Genomic DNA, 15,498 nt, shown 5'->3' on the forward strand with positions numbered 1-15,498 from the left:
GTTGATAGGCCGGGTGTGGAAGCGCAGCAATGTGTGAAGCTTACCGGTACTAATCGCTCGATCGGCTTGATCGTTCTCATTGTTCATGCTCATCGCATGAACAATGAACACTCTTTGTCCTGACGCGCTGAAGCGCTCCGGACGGGCCGCGCCACGAGGCGCGACGGCCGCTGGCCTTGCGAAGCGATGCTTCGACGAGTGCCCAGGGTGCCGCCCGAGGAAAGAGTTCATTGAAAGACGTGTTCAAAGACAAAAGAGGCTCCGCCTCGCCAGCTTCTCACATCAATTTGCCCTTAGCCGACCTGGTGGTCATGGCGGGGTGGCTGCACCCGTTCCCATTCCGAACACGGCCGTGAAACGCCCCAGCGCCAATGGTACTTCGTCTCAAGACGCGGGAGAGTAGGTCGCTGCCAGGTCTGCTAAAGGCAAATCGATGAACCAATCTTCTCGATCACCGACCGGTCCAGCCGGCACTTGAAAGGGCCGCGCACGCGGCCCATATGCGTTGAAGCGCAAAGAATAACGCGGGGTGGAGCAGCCCGGTAGCTCGTCAGGCTCATAACCTGAAGGCCGCAGGTTCAAATCCTGCCCCCGCAACCAGAACCACCATCCAAACCGCCTCTCAAAAGCTCCTCCGCATAAGCGCCGAGGAGTTTTTTTGCGTTTAAGCGCCAAGTCTGGCGCAGCGGCAGCTCGCGGCTGCCGCCCCGCCAGGCGAGTGTCCAGGTCATGGAAAAGTCAGGTGAGTTCGTCCGGGAGGTTTTACAAACTCGAGGCGGCGCTCGCCGGCCGATGCACGGCCGCCGTTTATTGGCCGTTTGATCAGCTCACGATCCTCGGGGCTGAGGAAGACCGGAATGGCCCACTCGCTGTCGCTGGCGTCAGCATCGCCGCCTACAGCGACAGGCGCCGGACGCGTCGGTAGCACTCGCAGCTTCTGCTCTCCAGAGCGTCGCGATTGAGTACCGCCAGCGAGCCGCGCCAATAGACGAGAATGCCGTCGTCCTGCAGTCGCGAACACACTTCGTTCACGGTGGCCCGCCGCAAGCCAAGCACCTCGGACAGCGCCTGCTGCGTGATCTGGAACGCATCGCCCGTCACCCGGTCAAGGGCGTGCAGCAGCCACCTGGCAATGCGCTGCTCGGCGACATGCAGGCTGTTGCATGCCACCGCCTCCATGGTCTGGGTAATGAGCAGCTTCGCGTAGCGGAGAATGGTTTCGCCCACGCAGGGGAACCGTTCGAGCGCCGCATCGAGGTCGGGGATGGGCATCAATGACGCATAGCCCGAAACCCGCACGATCGAGCGGCTGATGGCATTGCCGCCGCCCATCAGGAGCACGAACCCCAAAAAACCCTCAAGCCCGATCGAGGTTTTCTCGACGCCTCTGCCGTCCTGCATGACCGCCATCAGCGAAAGCACGCCCTCGTGGGGAAAGACGGCATGCGTGAAGGGCGCGCCATCCTCATAGATCATCTCACCGGCATGAATTTCCCGCGTGCTCGAGCGTTCCATCACGAACGTCTGCGCATCGGGGGGTAGCGCACGGATGATCCGGTTTCTGATTTCGAAGCTCCGAGAGATGTCGCGTCCTTTCCAAGCCAGCAAACATGACGATCGTCAAATATGACGATCGTATCGGAACCAAAAAGTATAATGAACGGTCCGCGGCCGGGCAGACACCTTCTCCCCAGGAAAAGGCGGCAAGGAACAAGCATCGGGCCAGATCGATGCGGGTATCCGGGGATCCGGTTTTTCGGGGCCGCCTTCGCGTCGGCTCCTCTCCGCTACCATTACGGTATTCGAGGGTTCGCTTTACCGAAAAATGCTCAGCCTCCGCGTGCCGAGAGCCTGTGGCGTTGGCTTGCATTGTCAACGCTGCTGTGTATACCTGATGTATACATCACTAATGAGTTAGGTGCATCGAGCCGAAATATCACCTTTGAGGAGCATGGGATTGAGCTTGCAAGACGGACACGACGAGATTGTTCTGGCGGTTGAGGCGGTGTCTGAACTGGCGATGCGGGTGCTGACGCGGAATGGTCTGTCGAGCGCGCAGGCAGAGCCGCTGGCTCGCGCAATGGCGGCGGCCGAGCGCGACGATTGCAGATCCCATGGCCTTCAAAGGCTGCTGGGCTGCCTGGACACGATGGCCCATCCACGCTTCAACAGGAACGCGGATCCACGGCCGCAGGAGGTCTCGGCCGCGGCCACCAGGATCGATGCCGATTTTGGCTATTCGCTGCTCGCATTCGAGCGCGGACTGCCGCTGCTGGTGCAGAAGGCACAGGCCCTCGGCGTGTCGGTTCTGGCGATCAACAACTGCTTTCACTCCACCGCGCTGTGGCCGGAAGTCGAAGCCATCACCGCCCATGGCCTGGCGGCGCTTGTCATGAACCCGAGCCACAGCTGGGTTGCGCCCGCCGGCGGCTCCAAGCCGGTGCTGGGAACCAACCCGATTGCGTTCGGCTGGCCTCGCCAAGGGCATCCGCCCTACGTCTTTGACTTCGCCACAAGTGCGGCCGCACGCGCCGAGATCGCCCTCCACCGCAGGGACAACAAGACGATCCCGGTGGGGTGGGGCATCGATTCCGATGGCAACCCAACCACCGATCCGCAGGCCGTCCTGTCCGGGGCGATGCTGACGTTCGGCGGGCATAAGGGGTCGGCGCTCGCCACCATGGTCGAACTGCTGGCGGGGCCGCTGATCGGGGACATGACGAGCATGCAGTCGATGGACTTCGATGCCGGGGCGAAAGCCGCCCCGTGCCACGGAGAGCTTGTCATCGCCTTCAACCCGGCTCTGCTGGGCCGCGACAGCATCGAGCGCAACGATCAGGCGGCCGAGGCGCTCTTTGGCGCAATTGCCGGTCAGGGAGCAAGGCTGCCGTCGGAGCGGCGCTACCGGGCACGGCTGCGAAGCGATGCCGAGGGTATCAGGGTTTCCCGTGCGCTTCACGACCGGATCCTCGCCCTCGCAGGCGGCTGAGGACCCGCGGGTTCCGATTGCGCCTCGGAGATCTCCAGATGGCCGAATTGCGCCGCGTTTCCGGCATGTTTTCACGCGGCTGAACCCTCCGGGTGGCCGCATAGCCGGTTGCGGCGATCCGTCGATCCCGTCATGATCCCGCAGCGACCGCGGCAATTATTGTGATCCGGCCAGACATCTTCGCTCTTGCAGTGAAGGTGCAACGGATGCAACCTGTCCCGCACAAGGATCCCAGCCATCCGGCCCGATGACCGTGGCAAGGAGGGACATCGATCGTGTTCGGACTGACCGCGCTTGAACTGGCCCGTATCCAGTTCGGTTTCACCGTTTCCTTCCACATCATTTTTCCAGCCATCACCATCGGGCTCGGCAGCTACCTGGCCGTGCTCGAGGGGCTTTGGCTATGGACGAAGCAAACCGTCTACAAGGACCTGTATTTTTTCTGGGTGAAGGTATTCGCCGTCAATTTCGCCATGGGTGTCGTCTCGGGGCTCGTGATGGCCTATCAGTTCGGCACGAACTGGAGCTACTACTCGGCCTTTGCCGGCAGCATCACCGGTCCGCTGCTTGCCTATGAGGTGCTGACGGCCTTCTTCCTCGAAGCCGGCTTCCTTGGCGTCATGCTGTTCGGCTGGAACAGGGTGGGTCCCGGTCTGCATTTCCTCTCGACCCTCATGGTGGCGCTGGGCACGCTCATCTCCGCCACCTGGATCCTTGCCTCCAACAGCTGGATGCAGACGCCGCAGGGATTTGAGGTCGTCGACGGGGTGGTGGTGCCGGTGAACTGGTTCTCGGTGATCTTCAATCCTTCCTTCCCCTATCGCCTCGTCCATATGACGCTCGCCGCCTATCTCACCACCGCGCTGTTGGTCAGTGCCTCCGCAGCCTGGCATCTTCTGCGCGGCGACGACAACGACCGCCTCCGCACCATGCTGTCGATGGCGATGTGGATGATCCTCGCCGTCGCGCCGATCCAGATTTTCGTCGGCGACCTGCATGGCCTGAACACGCTCAAGTACCAGCCCGCGAAAATTGCGGCGATCGAAGCACACTGGGAAAACAAGCCGGGCCAGGGCGTGCCGCTCGTCCTGTTCGGATGGCCGGACATGGCGGCCGAGGCGACGCATTACGCCGTCGAGATACCCAATCTCGGCAGCTTTATCCTGACGCGCGAGTGGAACGGCCAGTTCCCCGCGCTGAAGGAGTTCGCCCCCGAGGACCGGCCGAACTCCACCGTGGTGTTCTGGAGTTTCCGGGTGATGGTGGGGCTCGGCCTGTTGATGCTGCTTCTCGCCCTCTGGGCCCTGTGGCTGCGCTGGAGAGGTCGCCTGTACGACACCCGGGCGTTCCTCCACCTGGCGACATGGATGGGACCCGCCGGGCTGGTCGCCATTCTCGCCGGCTGGTTCACCACCGAGATCGGACGTCAGCCCTGGATCGTTTACGGCGCCATGCGGACGAAGGACGCCGTGTCCAATCATTCAACGCTGACGATGAGCATCACCCTCGGTGTGTTCGTGGTGGTCTATGTCTTCGTGTTCGGCATCGGCACCCGCTACATGCTGAAGCTGATCGGGAAGGGACCGGACAACAACGAGGAGGTTCCGCCCGAGAAGGACTCGCAGCCGCATCGCCGCCCGGCACGGCCGCTTTCAGCAGCACCCGACGATGTCGACGCGCAGCCATCGACCAGTTAACCAGGAGAGACCGGAGCAATGGGCATCGATCTTCCCGTCGTCTGGGCCGTCATCATTGCCTTCGGGCTGATGATGTATGTGGTGATGGACGGTTTCGACCTCGGCATTGGAATCCTGTTCCCCTTCATTCGCGATCGGGCGGATCGCGACGTCATGGTCAATACCGTGGCGCCGGTGTGGGATGGCAACGAAACCTGGCTGGTTCTCGGCGGCGCCGCCCTGATGGCGGCTTTCCCGCTGGCCTACTCGGTCGTCCTCAGCGCGCTCTATCTGCCGCTTGTGTTGATGCTGCTCGGTCTGATCTGGCGGGGCGTCGCGTTCGAATTCCGCTTCAAGGCCGACGAACATCACAAGTCGTTCTGGGACAAGGCGTTCATGGGGGGCTCCTATGTCGCGACCTTCTTCCAGGGCGTCGCACTGGGAGCCTTCCTCAGTGGCTTTCCGACCGACGGGCCGACCTATCTTGGCGGAGCGCTCGACTGGATCACGCCGTTCAGCCTGTTCACCGGCGTCGGCCTGCTCGTTGCCTATGCGCTGCTCGGCTCGACCTGGCTGATCATCAAGACCGAAGGTGACCTTCGCGCCCGGATGGTGGCGCTGGCGCGGCCGATCACCCTTGTGCTTCTCGCCGTCATCGGGGTGGTCAGTCTCTGGACGCCGTTCGAACATCCGGCGATCGCCGCACGCTGGTTCACCTTCCCCAATATCCTGTTCTTCTCGCCGGTTCCGATCCTGGTCCTGCTGACGGCCTGGGCAATCTTGCAGACCCTCGAGCGCGATCCGCATGCGGCTCCGTTCCTGCTTGCCCTGTTTCTGCTGTTTCTCGGCTATAGCGGCCTGGGCATCAGTCTTTGGCCCTACATCATCCCTCCGGACGTTACGATCCGCGCAGCAGCGGCTCCGCCCCAGAGCATGGGGTTCACCCTGGTCGGAGCGCTGTTCATCATCCCGATTATCCTCGGCTACACCGCCTGGTCCTATTACGTCTTCCGCGGCAAGGTGAAGGCCGGCGAAGGCTACCATTGAGAGATGCACCGATGGACCACCACCAAACGCCAGGATCCTGGCCGAAGCGGCTCGGCTGGCTTGTGTTGATCTGGGCTGCAAGCGTGCTCGCGCTCGGTGCGGTCGCGCTGGCCTTCCGCCTGATCATGAACATGGCGGGCCTCACCGCCTGACCATCCGGATGGCTCTGCAACGAGGCTTGCGGCATACGCAGATTGGAGCCCTAGAGGAGCCATTCGATCGGAAGCAAGCCGAGGATCCGAAGGAGCAGGCGCGACATGAAATTCGTGCCCGGCTCTGTCTGGTGGAAAATCCGCACGCCGTCGGTTCCGATTTCCGCCCATGCGATTGCAGCGTCTCCGGTCAGTTCGGGAACATAACTGACCTGATGGAATCGCTCCGAAAAGTAGGTGGAAAGATCCTTGGCCATGCGCGGACTGTCGATCAGGACACCCATTTCGGTATTGAGAAACACGGAGCGAGGATCGAAATTGAACGAGCCGATGAAAATCCGCTTCTCGTCGACGGCAAGGGTCTTGGAGTGGAGACTGGCGCGCGAGGATCCTGCACGGCCTTCCATGTGGGGCTCGTCCCGTGCCGAATACTCCGGCTTGAGCTCGTAAAGTGCCACCCCCGACCGCAAGAGCTGCGGCCGATACTTCGCATAGGCGCTGTGCACGACGACGACGTCGGTCGCCGCTTGCGAATTGGTGAGTATCCTCACCCGAATGCCACTACGCGCCAACGCTGCGAGCATGTCAGAGAAAGCCCTGCCGGGAATGAAATAGGCGGAAACGAGATCCACCGACTGCGAAGGCTTCGAGAGCAGTGCCATCAGTTGCGGGAAAAGCAGGTCTTTGTGCTCGGCTTCGCCCATTCCCTTGGCCGGGTCATCGCTTATCACGACAACCTCGGTCCACTCGAAGCTCAGCGTGCCCGCGACGATCTGCCTGACGAGGTTCGAGCTCCGCAACCGTTCGAAATAGAGCCGCCCATCCGTCGAGCTCGCGGCCTTGCTCGCATCGGACACCATCCGGTCGAGCGCGTTTTGATTCACTTGCCCAACAATGCGGGCAATGGGGTGAGAAGAGCGGCTCTGCCAGTAGCGATCGAAGTCTGCGCCGATGTCGACGGCTGCCTTCCCTGTGACCATAACGTCCGTGTCGAGGAACTGCACGCCGCTTCCGAAGCCGAAGTAAACATCGCCGATGTTGCGGCCCCCGAGGATGCTGACGGCGCCATCCGCGGTGAGCGACTTGTTGTGCATCCGCCTGTTCAGGCGGACGAAGTCGAAGGCATAGCCCAGTGGCTTCAATCTGCGGAAAATGAAGGGGTTGAACAGCCGAACCTCGACGTTGGGCAAGGCATCGAGTGCGGCGAGATCGTTGTCCAGTCCCCTGAGCCCGTTGTCGTCGAGCAGCAGGCGAATGCGGACGCCGCGTCCGGCTGCCTTGCGCAGTTCATCGAGCAGGATCAGCCCTGTCGTGTCGCGCGCCCAAATGTAGTACTGGACATCGAGGGCAACCTCGGCTTCTCGGATCAGCGCGATCCTCGCGGCAAGCGCATCCGGGCCGTCGAGCATGGATATCACGCCGCTGCCGCCGTTTTGCCGTGAAGGCGGCTCCAAGGCGAGCCGGCCGAGCACCGTTGAAGTCGATGCCTCGACAGCGCGGGTGATGGTCCGCCCCTCAAGCGATGGCGGCCTGAATGCAAAATGCGCGGTGGCCAAAACCGCGATGACCAGGGCCACCGTCATCCCGATTCTTGTCAGCACATTTCTCGCGCTCCCCCTCTGACCCCGGACCGGAACAGCCTGAAGGGAGCCCGGTCTCGCGAAAAGAATATCGGAGGATACCGCACCGATAGCATTCGCGAAATGACAACGATCCGGCGCGATCAGGCTTCATCCGTCTCTCATGGACGCCCAAGCAATGCGGATCGACAGGCCAGTTCATAAATGACCGGTTCTGCGGCTGCCTTGCGCAGCGGTCGAGATCGCGGTGGCCGAGGAGCGCGGACCGGTCGGCAGGGAGGCCTACGGATCGTGCGGGTCACGTTCAAAGGGCCAATTCGCGGTTCAGTTCACGACGCCAAGGTTTTTGGGCCGTTGAGCAACGCAGTTCGGGCACCTCAGCGCGCGACGAAGGCCACGAATGCATTGGTTTATCAACTGGCCATGGGCGTCAATTCTCATTCCGGGCAATCGACGCCTTCCCGCCCCGGCGCCTATTCCACGTAGTACTTGGCGTACTGCTTGCGGAACTTTTCCGCGCCGCCCTGATCGGCAAAGGCGGGGAGTTCCTCCATGTCGGTCTTGTTGAGCACGACGCCGAGGATCTTTGAATTGATGTCGATCTCGGCATCCAGCATCTCCCTTACCAGCCGCGCCGGCGTCTTGCCCCACTCCAGGACAAGGATGAAGCCGTCGGCGTGCTGCGCGAATGCCTTCGAGTCGACCAATGGGCCGAGCGGGGCAAGATCGACGATCGTGTAGTCGAATGTCTTGCGCGCGTTCTCCATCAGCGTCGCCATCCCTGGCGCGGTGAAGATTTCGTTCGTGTAGTGGAAGCCCACATCGTTGCTGTCGGTGGCGATCGGCAGGACGGCCAGCCTGGTCTGCTGGTCGACCTTGACCGTGGAGGACCAGGAAACATCATCGAGCACGGCCTCGACCAGCCCGGCCTGGGGCACCGGCTTCAGCATGCGGCTGAGGCTCGGATTGCGCAGGTCGGCGTCGACCAGAAGCGTCCGTTTGCCGGCCGAGGCGAGCAGCAGCGCGAAATTGGCCGCAACGGTGGTCTTTCCCTCGCCCGGTGCGGCGGAAATGATGCCGATCACCCGGTTTGTCCGCCGCTGCAGCAGCACCTCGCAAGCGTGCTTGGCGTGGCGCAGCGTCTCGGCGAAGGCCGATTTCGGCGCCTCGCGGACGATGCGGGTCATCTGCTCGAGCGGCATTGCGTCCTCGATTTCCCCGACCTCGCCGTCATCCACCTGCCGCGGCTTTAGAATGTCGCGCAACGCGAAGCGCTTCTTCGGCTTGCCGCCGATCAGCGGCAGATAGCCGAGCGAACGATGCCGCAGCAGCGAGCGCACGTCGCTTTCGAGCCGCAGCCCGCGCTCTTGCATTTCCAGAACGAACGCCAGTGCCCCGCCCGCCATCATGCCAAGCACTGCCGAAAGCGCCAGCACCATCGTTTTCTTCGGGCTGGAGGGCGCGACCGGCACGCCCGCCTCGGAGATCACGCGCGCCTTGGCGATCGGGAAGGAGCGTTGCTGGGACGCCTGCTCGTAGCGGTTAAGATAGGATTCGTAGACGGCCTTGATGGCCGTGGCCTTCTGCTCCAGCTCGCGCAGCTTGACCTGCGCCTCGTTGGCGTCGGAATTTTTGCCCGCCACAGTGTCGATGCTGTCGCGCAGCGAGGTCTCGCGCGAACGGGCGACCTCGTACTCGTTGCGGAAGGTCGCGGTCATCTGCTGCAACTCGCGGAAGATCTGTTGGGCGAGGTCCTGCTGCTCTGTCCGCAGCGCCACGGCCTGCGGATGATCGGCGCCAAAATCCTTCGTCACCTCCTGCTCGCGCTTGCTGACGGCGGCATGGCGCGTGCGCAGGGCCTGGATGGCGGAGTTGTCGATCTCCTTGGTGGCCATGGCCGAATTGCGGACCGCCCCCTCCGGGCCCTGATCGACGATCGACTTCAACTGCTCGTAACGCGCCGATGCGCTGGCGGCGTCCGCCTGGGCGATGATCAGCTGGCTGTTGAGATCGGCGAGTTGCTGTTCCGACATCAGCGCACCGCGTGTCGAAGTCAGCTTGTTCTCGCGCTTGTAGGTTTCTACCTCCATGGCGGCCGCCTGGGTGCGCTTGCCGAGTTCGTCGAGCCGCTCCTGCAGCCAGACGGAGGCGCGCTCGGAGGCTTCAAGGTTCGCGCTCAACTGGTCGGAGAGGTAGGCGTCCGCATAGGTGCGGGCGACCAGCGCCGACAGCTGTGGATCGGGGGAGGTGAAGGCGACCGACAGGACCGAGCTTCGGCCGACCCGCTCGACCCTAAGCGATTGCTGCAGCTTCGCCGCCGCCTTGTGCCGCTTGGCGTTTGCAGCCGCCTGCTCAGAAACGGGATCCCCTCCGGAGAAGATGCCGGCAACCGCCTTTACCCAGTCCTTGATGGTCGCGACCGGCGAGCGAGGCGGATCGACCAGGTCAGCTTCGCCGGAAAGGTCCGCCTGGTCGACGACGCGCAGCGCCAGCTTTGTGGATTTGAGCAGTTCCACCGTGCTGGCGATGCGCGTATCCAGTTGCTGGGCGTTCTGCGGGGAGGCGTTCTCCTCCTCGGCATAGCGGGACAGGCTGTCATCGAGCAGGATCTGCGTCATCGACGTGTAGAGCGGCGTGGCGATGCCGAGATAGCCGATGCCGCCGACGACGAAGATGCCCGTGCAGACCGCGATCGTCCTCAAGCGCCGCTGCGCTGCAGACAGCAGCCGGTCGATGTCGATAAAGGAATCGGAGCTTTCGGCCTGTCGCGGCAACGGTCTGGTCAACGGTAGACTTCTCTGGTTCATGACAACCTCGCTTTCCCGGATCGGGAAACCCGCCCCGGCGCGGGCCGGGACAGGTCGATAATCGGTTTGGCGTGCTTATGCCGCCTGTATGCGGCCTTGATGAGACAAGACCATGTCCCTAACGGACTCGAATACCGGCCCGCCGATGTCGTCCCGGCCGAGGGCGAGGGCGACGTTGGCTTCGATGAAGCCCTGCTTGGAGCCGCAGTCGAAGGTGCGCCCCTCATAGGGATGGGCGTGGAACGGCCGGCCCTTCGAGAGCCGCAGCATGCCGTCGGTCAGCTGGATCTCGTTGCCGGCGCCGCGCGGCTGGCGGGCGAGGATATCGAAAATCTCCGGCTGCAGGATGTAGCGGCCGTTCAGGTAGAAGTTCGACGGCGCGTCCTGGGGCTTCGGCTTCTCCACCATTTCCGTGACGGCGAAACCGTGCGCTACCGTGTCACCCCTGCCGACGATGCCGTATTTCGACGTCTCGGAAGGCGCACACTGCTCGACGCCGACGACGTTTCCGCCGACCGAAGAATAGAGGTCCATCAGGCCGGCCATGCAGCCGCGGGGACCGTGGCAAACCATGTCGGGGAGCAGCAGCGCGAACGGCTCGTCGCCGATCAGTTCGCGCGCACACCAGACGGCGTGGCCCAGGCCGAGCGGTGCCTGCTGGCGGGTGAAGCTGACCGAGCCGGGTGCCGGCAGCATCGCTTCCAGTTCGCAGACCTGGGCATCCTTGCCGGAGCGCGACAAGGTGGAGATCAGTTCCGGCGCGTCGTCGAAGTGATCCTGGATCGCCTGCTTGTTGCGGCCGGTGACGAAGACGATGTGCTCGATGCCGGCCTCGCGGGCCTCGTCGAGCGCATATTGCACCACCGGACGGTCCACGATCGTCAGCATCTCCTTTGGCATGGCCTTGGTGGCGGGCAGGAAACGGGTCCCGTTCCCTGCGACCGGAATCACGGCTTTGCGCACGGGTCTGAATACTTCCACGGCGTTATCCTTTGCTGCTATGTGGGCCCCTGCCCGAAATGGTTGATCCCGCCGCGCTCGCGCCGGCTCTCCTTGCCGCCCGACCGCCCCGCACGAGGCGGCGCAGGCGAGCTGCGATCGGCATGCGCAGATGCCGCAGCGCCGCCGGATCGGCGATTGCCGTGCGAAGCGCGCGGGCGAGCGCGCCGTTCTTCAGGTGCTCGACGAGGCTCAGGAAGGAATAGGCCTCGTTCAGGCTTCGGGTCCGCCGGCGCTGCGCGGCTGTTGCGGCCGGACCAAGGCTGTGATCGACGACGAAGCGCTGGTCGGACAGGATCATCGCCTCGACGTGGTGCTTCCGAAGTACCCGGGAAATGGAACCTTCCCGGACATGATAGACGTAGCCGGCCACCGGCTCGACGACGCATCGGCCGCCCCGTGCCAGCGCCGAGGCGAGCAGGATGTAGTCCTCACCGATCGAGAGCGACTGGTCGAAGCGTAAGCCATGTTCGACGAGGAAACTGCGCGCGAAGACGGGCTTCATGTAGCCGAAATTGTGCTCGCTGCGGAACAGGACGTTCGAGGCGATGAAGGCCGGCAGCGTCAATAGCGTCTGGCGCTCCAGTTCCGCCTCCGCGAACATCCGGGTTCGCGAACCGTCGGCAGCGACAACCTCGAGATTGTCGACGGCGATCTGGGCACCGGCCCTGGTAGCGCGCGCGATCAGCCGGGCCAGACGGTCGGGCTCGACAGTATCGTCGGAATCGAGGATGGCGACCCAATGCCCGCGTGCGATCTCCAGACCGGCGTTGCGAGCGCCGCCGGGGCCGCTGTTGCGCGGCAGCGCGACCAGGCGGACGCGCGGATCCGCTATGGCTGCGACGACCTCGCGGGTATCGTCGGTGGAGGCGTCGTCGACGACTACGACCTCGACGGCGACGCCTTTCTGCGCCAGTGCGCTGTCGATCGCGCGCACGACCGTTCCGGCGGAATTGTAGGCGGCGATCACGAATGTGACGTCGGGTATGTCGGTCATCGGGTGCTGGCCTCCGGCAGACCGTATTGCTCTATCTCGCGAACCCCCATGAGACCGCTGACGACGCCGGCGTGCATGATCGCGCGCAGGCCGTAGCCGTAGCGGCGCGCGGGGGCGAAGATCGTCACGACGGAAGCCGCGGCGCAGAAAAGCACCTTGGCGGCTGCAAGGCCCACCTGCGCCGGGCGTCCCCGGCCTTCCGCCTGCTGAGCGAGGAGGCGGCCATGGGTCTGGCCCATGCGGAAGCGGCGCTTGGCAAGCCAGCCGAGCGTGGCGCGGCCGGCAATCACCGGTTCGTATACCCAAGCGTCGGGAGCAAAGGCGATGCGGGCGCCGCCGCGTTTCGCCAGCGCAAAGAACTCCGTGTCCTCACCGCCGGTCTTTCCGAGCGCGAGGCTGAAGCGTCGGCCGGCAAGCCCACTCGCCGTCAGCCGCAGCAGGACGTTGCAGGTATAGCCGGTGCGAATCTCGCCGCGGACCCAGACCGGGCGGGTCGAGTGAAAATCGGCCTGCCGCATCCACTCCGGGGCAGGGTCGCCATACTTCGCCTTGACGGGGCCGAGCACCACGTCCGCATCGCTCGCTTTCATCTGCTCCATCAGGCGAAGCAACCAGTCCGGCGCGGCCGTCTCGTCGTCGTCGATGAAGGCGAGGAACTCGCCGCGGCTGTGGTCCAGGCAGGCATTGCGCGCGATCGAGATGTTCGACGCCGGGCAATGCACATAGTCGATCCCGAACGGCATCTCCGGGCGCAGTCTCTCGACCAGCGCCTCGGCGCTCGGCGTGATGTCGTTGTCGGCCACGATGATCCGCACGGAGCAGTCGTCGGGCACATCGAGCAGGGCGAGCGAGCGCAGCGTTTGCTCCAGATGCGGACGCCGGAAGGTGCAGACGGCGATGTCGACGCAGCAGAAGGGCAGGGCGGTCGTCGGGGTCATGGCGCCACCTGCGCGCCGGTTCCGTAGACCGGCGCCTGCCTGCGGCGACGATCCAGAAGTTCGCGCCAGAAACCCGCCGACCAGGCGAAATGCATCACCATGGCCGAAACTGCGGCAAGCGGGCCATAGGGATTGCGTTGGCCAACGGCCATCCACACGCCATAGCCAAGGCATGCGGCCACCCAGAGGCCGGCGGGCAGGACTGCGGCCCAGTTGATGAAGGCAAGCAGCGCACCCGCCGTCACCGGTACCACCGAAAGCGGTATCATCTGGCGCAGGCTCGGCCGGGTGCGATGCTTCAGCACGTTGCGGGCCCGGCCGCGGCCGTAGGCAAAATACTGCCTGAAGAGCGGGCCGACGCTGGCGCGCGGATAATAGACCATGCTCGTCTTGTCGGTCATCCAGATCCGGTAGCCGGCAGCGTTCAGGCGGAAGTCGAGCTCGGCATCCTCATTGTGGGTGAAGGTCTCGTCGTAACCGCCGACCGCCTGGAATGCGGCGATCCGCATCAGGGCGTGATGGCCATGGTCGGTCCAGTGGCTGGCAGCGCCAAGGCGATGGCGAGCGCCGCCGTTGCCGAGCTTGGAGTTCTGGGCGACGGCGGTCGCCTTCTGGAAGGCGCCGAACCCGACCGTCTGCATGGCGACGACGACAGAGTCGGCGCCCGTCGCCGTGGCCTCGTCGACCAGCTGCTGGCAATAATCGTCCGGATAGTCGCCATGGGCGTCGATCCGGATCAGGTAGTCGTGCTGCGCCCCGAAGGTGGCGACGGCGAGGTTCACCGCCGCGCTCTGGATGCGCTTCGGATTGTCCAGCAGCACGACCTGCGGCTTTTTAGCCGCGATGTGGCGGACGATATCCCGCGTCCCGTCGGTACTGCCGCCATCCACGACGACGAGCGTCGCCTCGAGGGCTTGCAGCGCGCCGCCGAGCCTGTCGATCAGCGGGCCGATATGAGCGGCCTCGTTAAGGCAGGGGATGACGATCAGGCAGCGCACGGAGTTGAGGGTTTCGTCAGTCATTCAGGTCCGCCTCCATGGCTGTGGTCTGCGCCGGCGTCCGAAGACGACGGGTCGGTCGCGGTGCGCCGGCCACTTGCGTCAGCCGACGCACCAGCGCCTCGCAGTCGCGGCGCCCGGCGGCCCATGGTCCGGTTCCCTGCCCGGCGATGCGTGCGAAACGCTCGAGGTAGTCTTCCTGATCGATTGTCGAGAAGAGCTCGACCAAGTTGTCGACGGTGGCATCCGCAAGAACCAGCCCGATGTCCCTGCCGGCGATGTAGCGGGCGGTTTCGGTTCCGGAGATAGCGATCGGCACGGTGCCGTAGCGGCAGCCCTCGTAGAGGCGGTTCGGCAGCAGCCAGGCCGAGTTCAGGCCTTCCTCGTAGAAGTCGATCGCCCAGCAGAACTGGACCTCGTCGTAGATCTCGGCGAGGTCTTCCGGATTGCGATAGGCGCCACGGAAGGTCATGAACGGCTCGCCGCGCATGAAGGTGTCGAAGTCCTTCAGCTCCGCATAGGCCGGCCGGCCGCGGATCACGACCTCGACCTGTCCTTCCATCGCCCGGGAGAAGCGCGACAGCAGGTCCAGCGACTTGCGGCAGCGCAGCGCCCCGAACCAGCCGATCCGCCAGGGTTCACCCGCCTCCGGGCAGCGCGGCTGCGGCGCCGAAGGACGATCGTCGTGCAGTTCCAGGACCTTGTTCTCGAGCAGCAGGATCGGCGCGTCGATGCCGGAGAGCGGCCGGAAGTAGTTTTCGATGAAAGCGGGCGAACTCGTGACTAGCAGCCGCGCGGTCCGCCCGAGCCCTGCTTCGGCGGCTCTCATTACCCGGCCCAGCCAGTCGCTGCGCAGGAGCAGGCGATGGATGTCCAGGCATTCGTAGACGATCGGCACGTCGCCGCCCATGACGGCCACGGCCCGGCGGGCGATGGCAAGCATTTCTAGGTTGCGCGCGATGATGAGGTCGGGTCGTTCCACGCCCTTCAGAGACTGGCGCAGCCTGTAGCAGGCCTTGGCGACCGCTCCGGCGCGCTGCAGGAAGCGGGCATCCTCGGTCGTGCCGAGATCAATCGGCGCCACGTCGTTGATCGCAGCACCCGACTTCCCGCCGCGCCGAAAGCCGGCAAGCGTAACGCTTGCATTGCCCGCCTGCAGGCCGAGCACCCGGCGCCGGACCGCGGGGTCGGCAAGGTCGTGCGCCAGATAGAGAATTCGCAGCATCGGGGTTCCGTCTTCTGGCCCGAACGGGCCGGGCTGGTTGCGTGTAAAATCCCGGCTGGCGCGGCGTGCGCCTGCCGGGATCGACGATGG

The 15,498-nt window shown here is 64.2% G+C and carries 12 protein-coding genes, 1 tRNA gene and 2 rRNA genes; 7 read left to right on the forward strand and 8 right to left on the reverse strand.

Features of this window, described 5'->3' with window-relative positions; genetic code table 11:
* From C7449_RS03615 to C7449_RS03625, 3 genes are all read left to right on the forward strand, one after another.
* A 23S ribosomal RNA gene (locus C7449_RS03615) occupies positions 1-74 on the forward strand; the annotation flags it as partial.
* A gap of 227 nt (positions 75-301) precedes the next feature.
* Positions 302-416: ribosomal RNA gene (gene rrf / locus C7449_RS03620) — 5S ribosomal RNA — on the forward strand.
* Positions 417-523: 107 nt separating this feature from the next.
* Positions 524-600, forward strand: a tRNA-Met gene (locus C7449_RS03625).
* A gap of 294 nt (positions 601-894) precedes the next feature.
* On the opposite strand, the gene C7449_RS03635 is transcribed toward C7449_RS03625, so the two are convergent.
* The gene (locus C7449_RS03635) at positions 895-1,515 is read right to left on the reverse strand and encodes a Crp/Fnr family transcriptional regulator (protein WP_108001440.1); all 621 of its coding nucleotides are present in this window, start codon (positions 1,513-1,515) and stop codon (positions 895-897) included.
* Positions 1,516-1,951: 436 nt separating this feature from the next.
* On the opposite strand from C7449_RS03635, the gene C7449_RS03640 reads away from it, so the two are divergent.
* From C7449_RS03640 to C7449_RS03655, 4 genes are all read left to right on the forward strand, one after another.
* A complete protein-coding gene (locus C7449_RS03640; protein WP_108001441.1) occupies positions 1,952-2,989 on the forward strand; it encodes an Ldh family oxidoreductase in 1,038 nt (345 codons plus the stop codon).
* A 275-nt stretch (positions 2,990-3,264) separates the two neighbouring features.
* Positions 3,265-4,686 (forward strand): cytochrome ubiquinol oxidase subunit I, encoded by a 1,422-nt coding sequence (locus C7449_RS03645; protein ID WP_108001442.1) that lies wholly within the window; start codon positions 3,265-3,267, stop codon positions 4,684-4,686.
* An 18-nt stretch (positions 4,687-4,704) separates the two neighbouring features.
* Complete coding sequence (gene cydB / locus C7449_RS03650; RefSeq protein ID WP_108001443.1) at positions 4,705-5,712, forward strand: cytochrome d ubiquinol oxidase subunit II; 1,008 nt, start codon at positions 4,705-4,707, stop codon at positions 5,710-5,712.
* 11 nt (positions 5,713-5,723) lie between these two features.
* Positions 5,724-5,864 carry a DUF2474 domain-containing protein gene (locus tag C7449_RS03655; protein ID WP_108001444.1) on the forward strand — a complete coding sequence of 47 codons (141 nt, stop codon included), beginning with the start codon at positions 5,724-5,726 and terminating at the stop codon, positions 5,862-5,864.
* Positions 5,865-5,914: 50 nt separating this feature from the next.
* Here the strand turns inward: C7449_RS03655 and C7449_RS03660 are convergent, their stop codons facing one another.
* The 7 genes from C7449_RS03660 to C7449_RS03690 form a co-directional block, all read right to left on the reverse strand.
* Positions 5,915-7,447 carry a phospholipase D family protein gene (locus tag C7449_RS03660; protein ID WP_108001445.1) on the reverse strand — a complete coding sequence of 511 codons (1,533 nt, stop codon included), beginning with the start codon at positions 7,445-7,447 and terminating at the stop codon, positions 5,915-5,917.
* 470 nt (positions 7,448-7,917) lie between these two features.
* A complete protein-coding gene (locus tag C7449_RS03665) occupies positions 7,918-10,251 on the reverse strand; it encodes a polysaccharide biosynthesis tyrosine autokinase (RefSeq protein WP_108001446.1) in 2,334 nt (777 codons plus the stop codon).
* Positions 10,252-10,326: 75 nt separating this feature from the next.
* Positions 10,327-11,232, reverse strand: coding sequence for a UTP--glucose-1-phosphate uridylyltransferase (locus C7449_RS03670; RefSeq protein WP_108001447.1), 906 nt, complete (start codon positions 11,230-11,232; stop codon positions 10,327-10,329).
* Positions 11,233-11,236: 4 nt separating this feature from the next.
* Entirely contained in the window at positions 11,237-12,247 is a 1,011-nt protein-coding gene (locus C7449_RS03675; RefSeq protein WP_108001448.1) for a glycosyltransferase family 2 protein, read from the reverse strand.
* Positions 12,244-13,185 carry a glycosyltransferase gene (locus C7449_RS03680; RefSeq protein ID WP_108001449.1) on the reverse strand — a complete coding sequence of 314 codons (942 nt, stop codon included), beginning with the start codon at positions 13,183-13,185 and terminating at the stop codon, positions 12,244-12,246. The genes C7449_RS03675 and C7449_RS03680 overlap by 4 nt, the downstream gene beginning before the upstream one ends.
* Positions 13,182-14,207: a glycosyltransferase family 2 protein gene (locus C7449_RS03685; RefSeq protein WP_108001450.1), complete on the reverse strand. Its 1,026-nt coding sequence runs from the start codon at positions 14,205-14,207 to the stop codon at positions 13,182-13,184. The genes C7449_RS03680 and C7449_RS03685 overlap by 4 nt, the downstream gene beginning before the upstream one ends.
* Positions 14,200-15,408, reverse strand: coding sequence for a glycosyltransferase family protein (locus C7449_RS03690; protein WP_108001451.1), 1,209 nt, complete (start codon positions 15,406-15,408; stop codon positions 14,200-14,202). The genes C7449_RS03685 and C7449_RS03690 overlap by 8 nt, the downstream gene beginning before the upstream one ends.
* Positions 15,409-15,498 lie beyond the last annotated feature (90 nt).

The sequence above is a fragment of the Mycoplana dimorpha genome (assembly GCF_003046475.1).
Taxonomy (GTDB): domain Bacteria; phylum Pseudomonadota; class Alphaproteobacteria; order Rhizobiales; family Rhizobiaceae; genus Mycoplana; species Mycoplana dimorpha.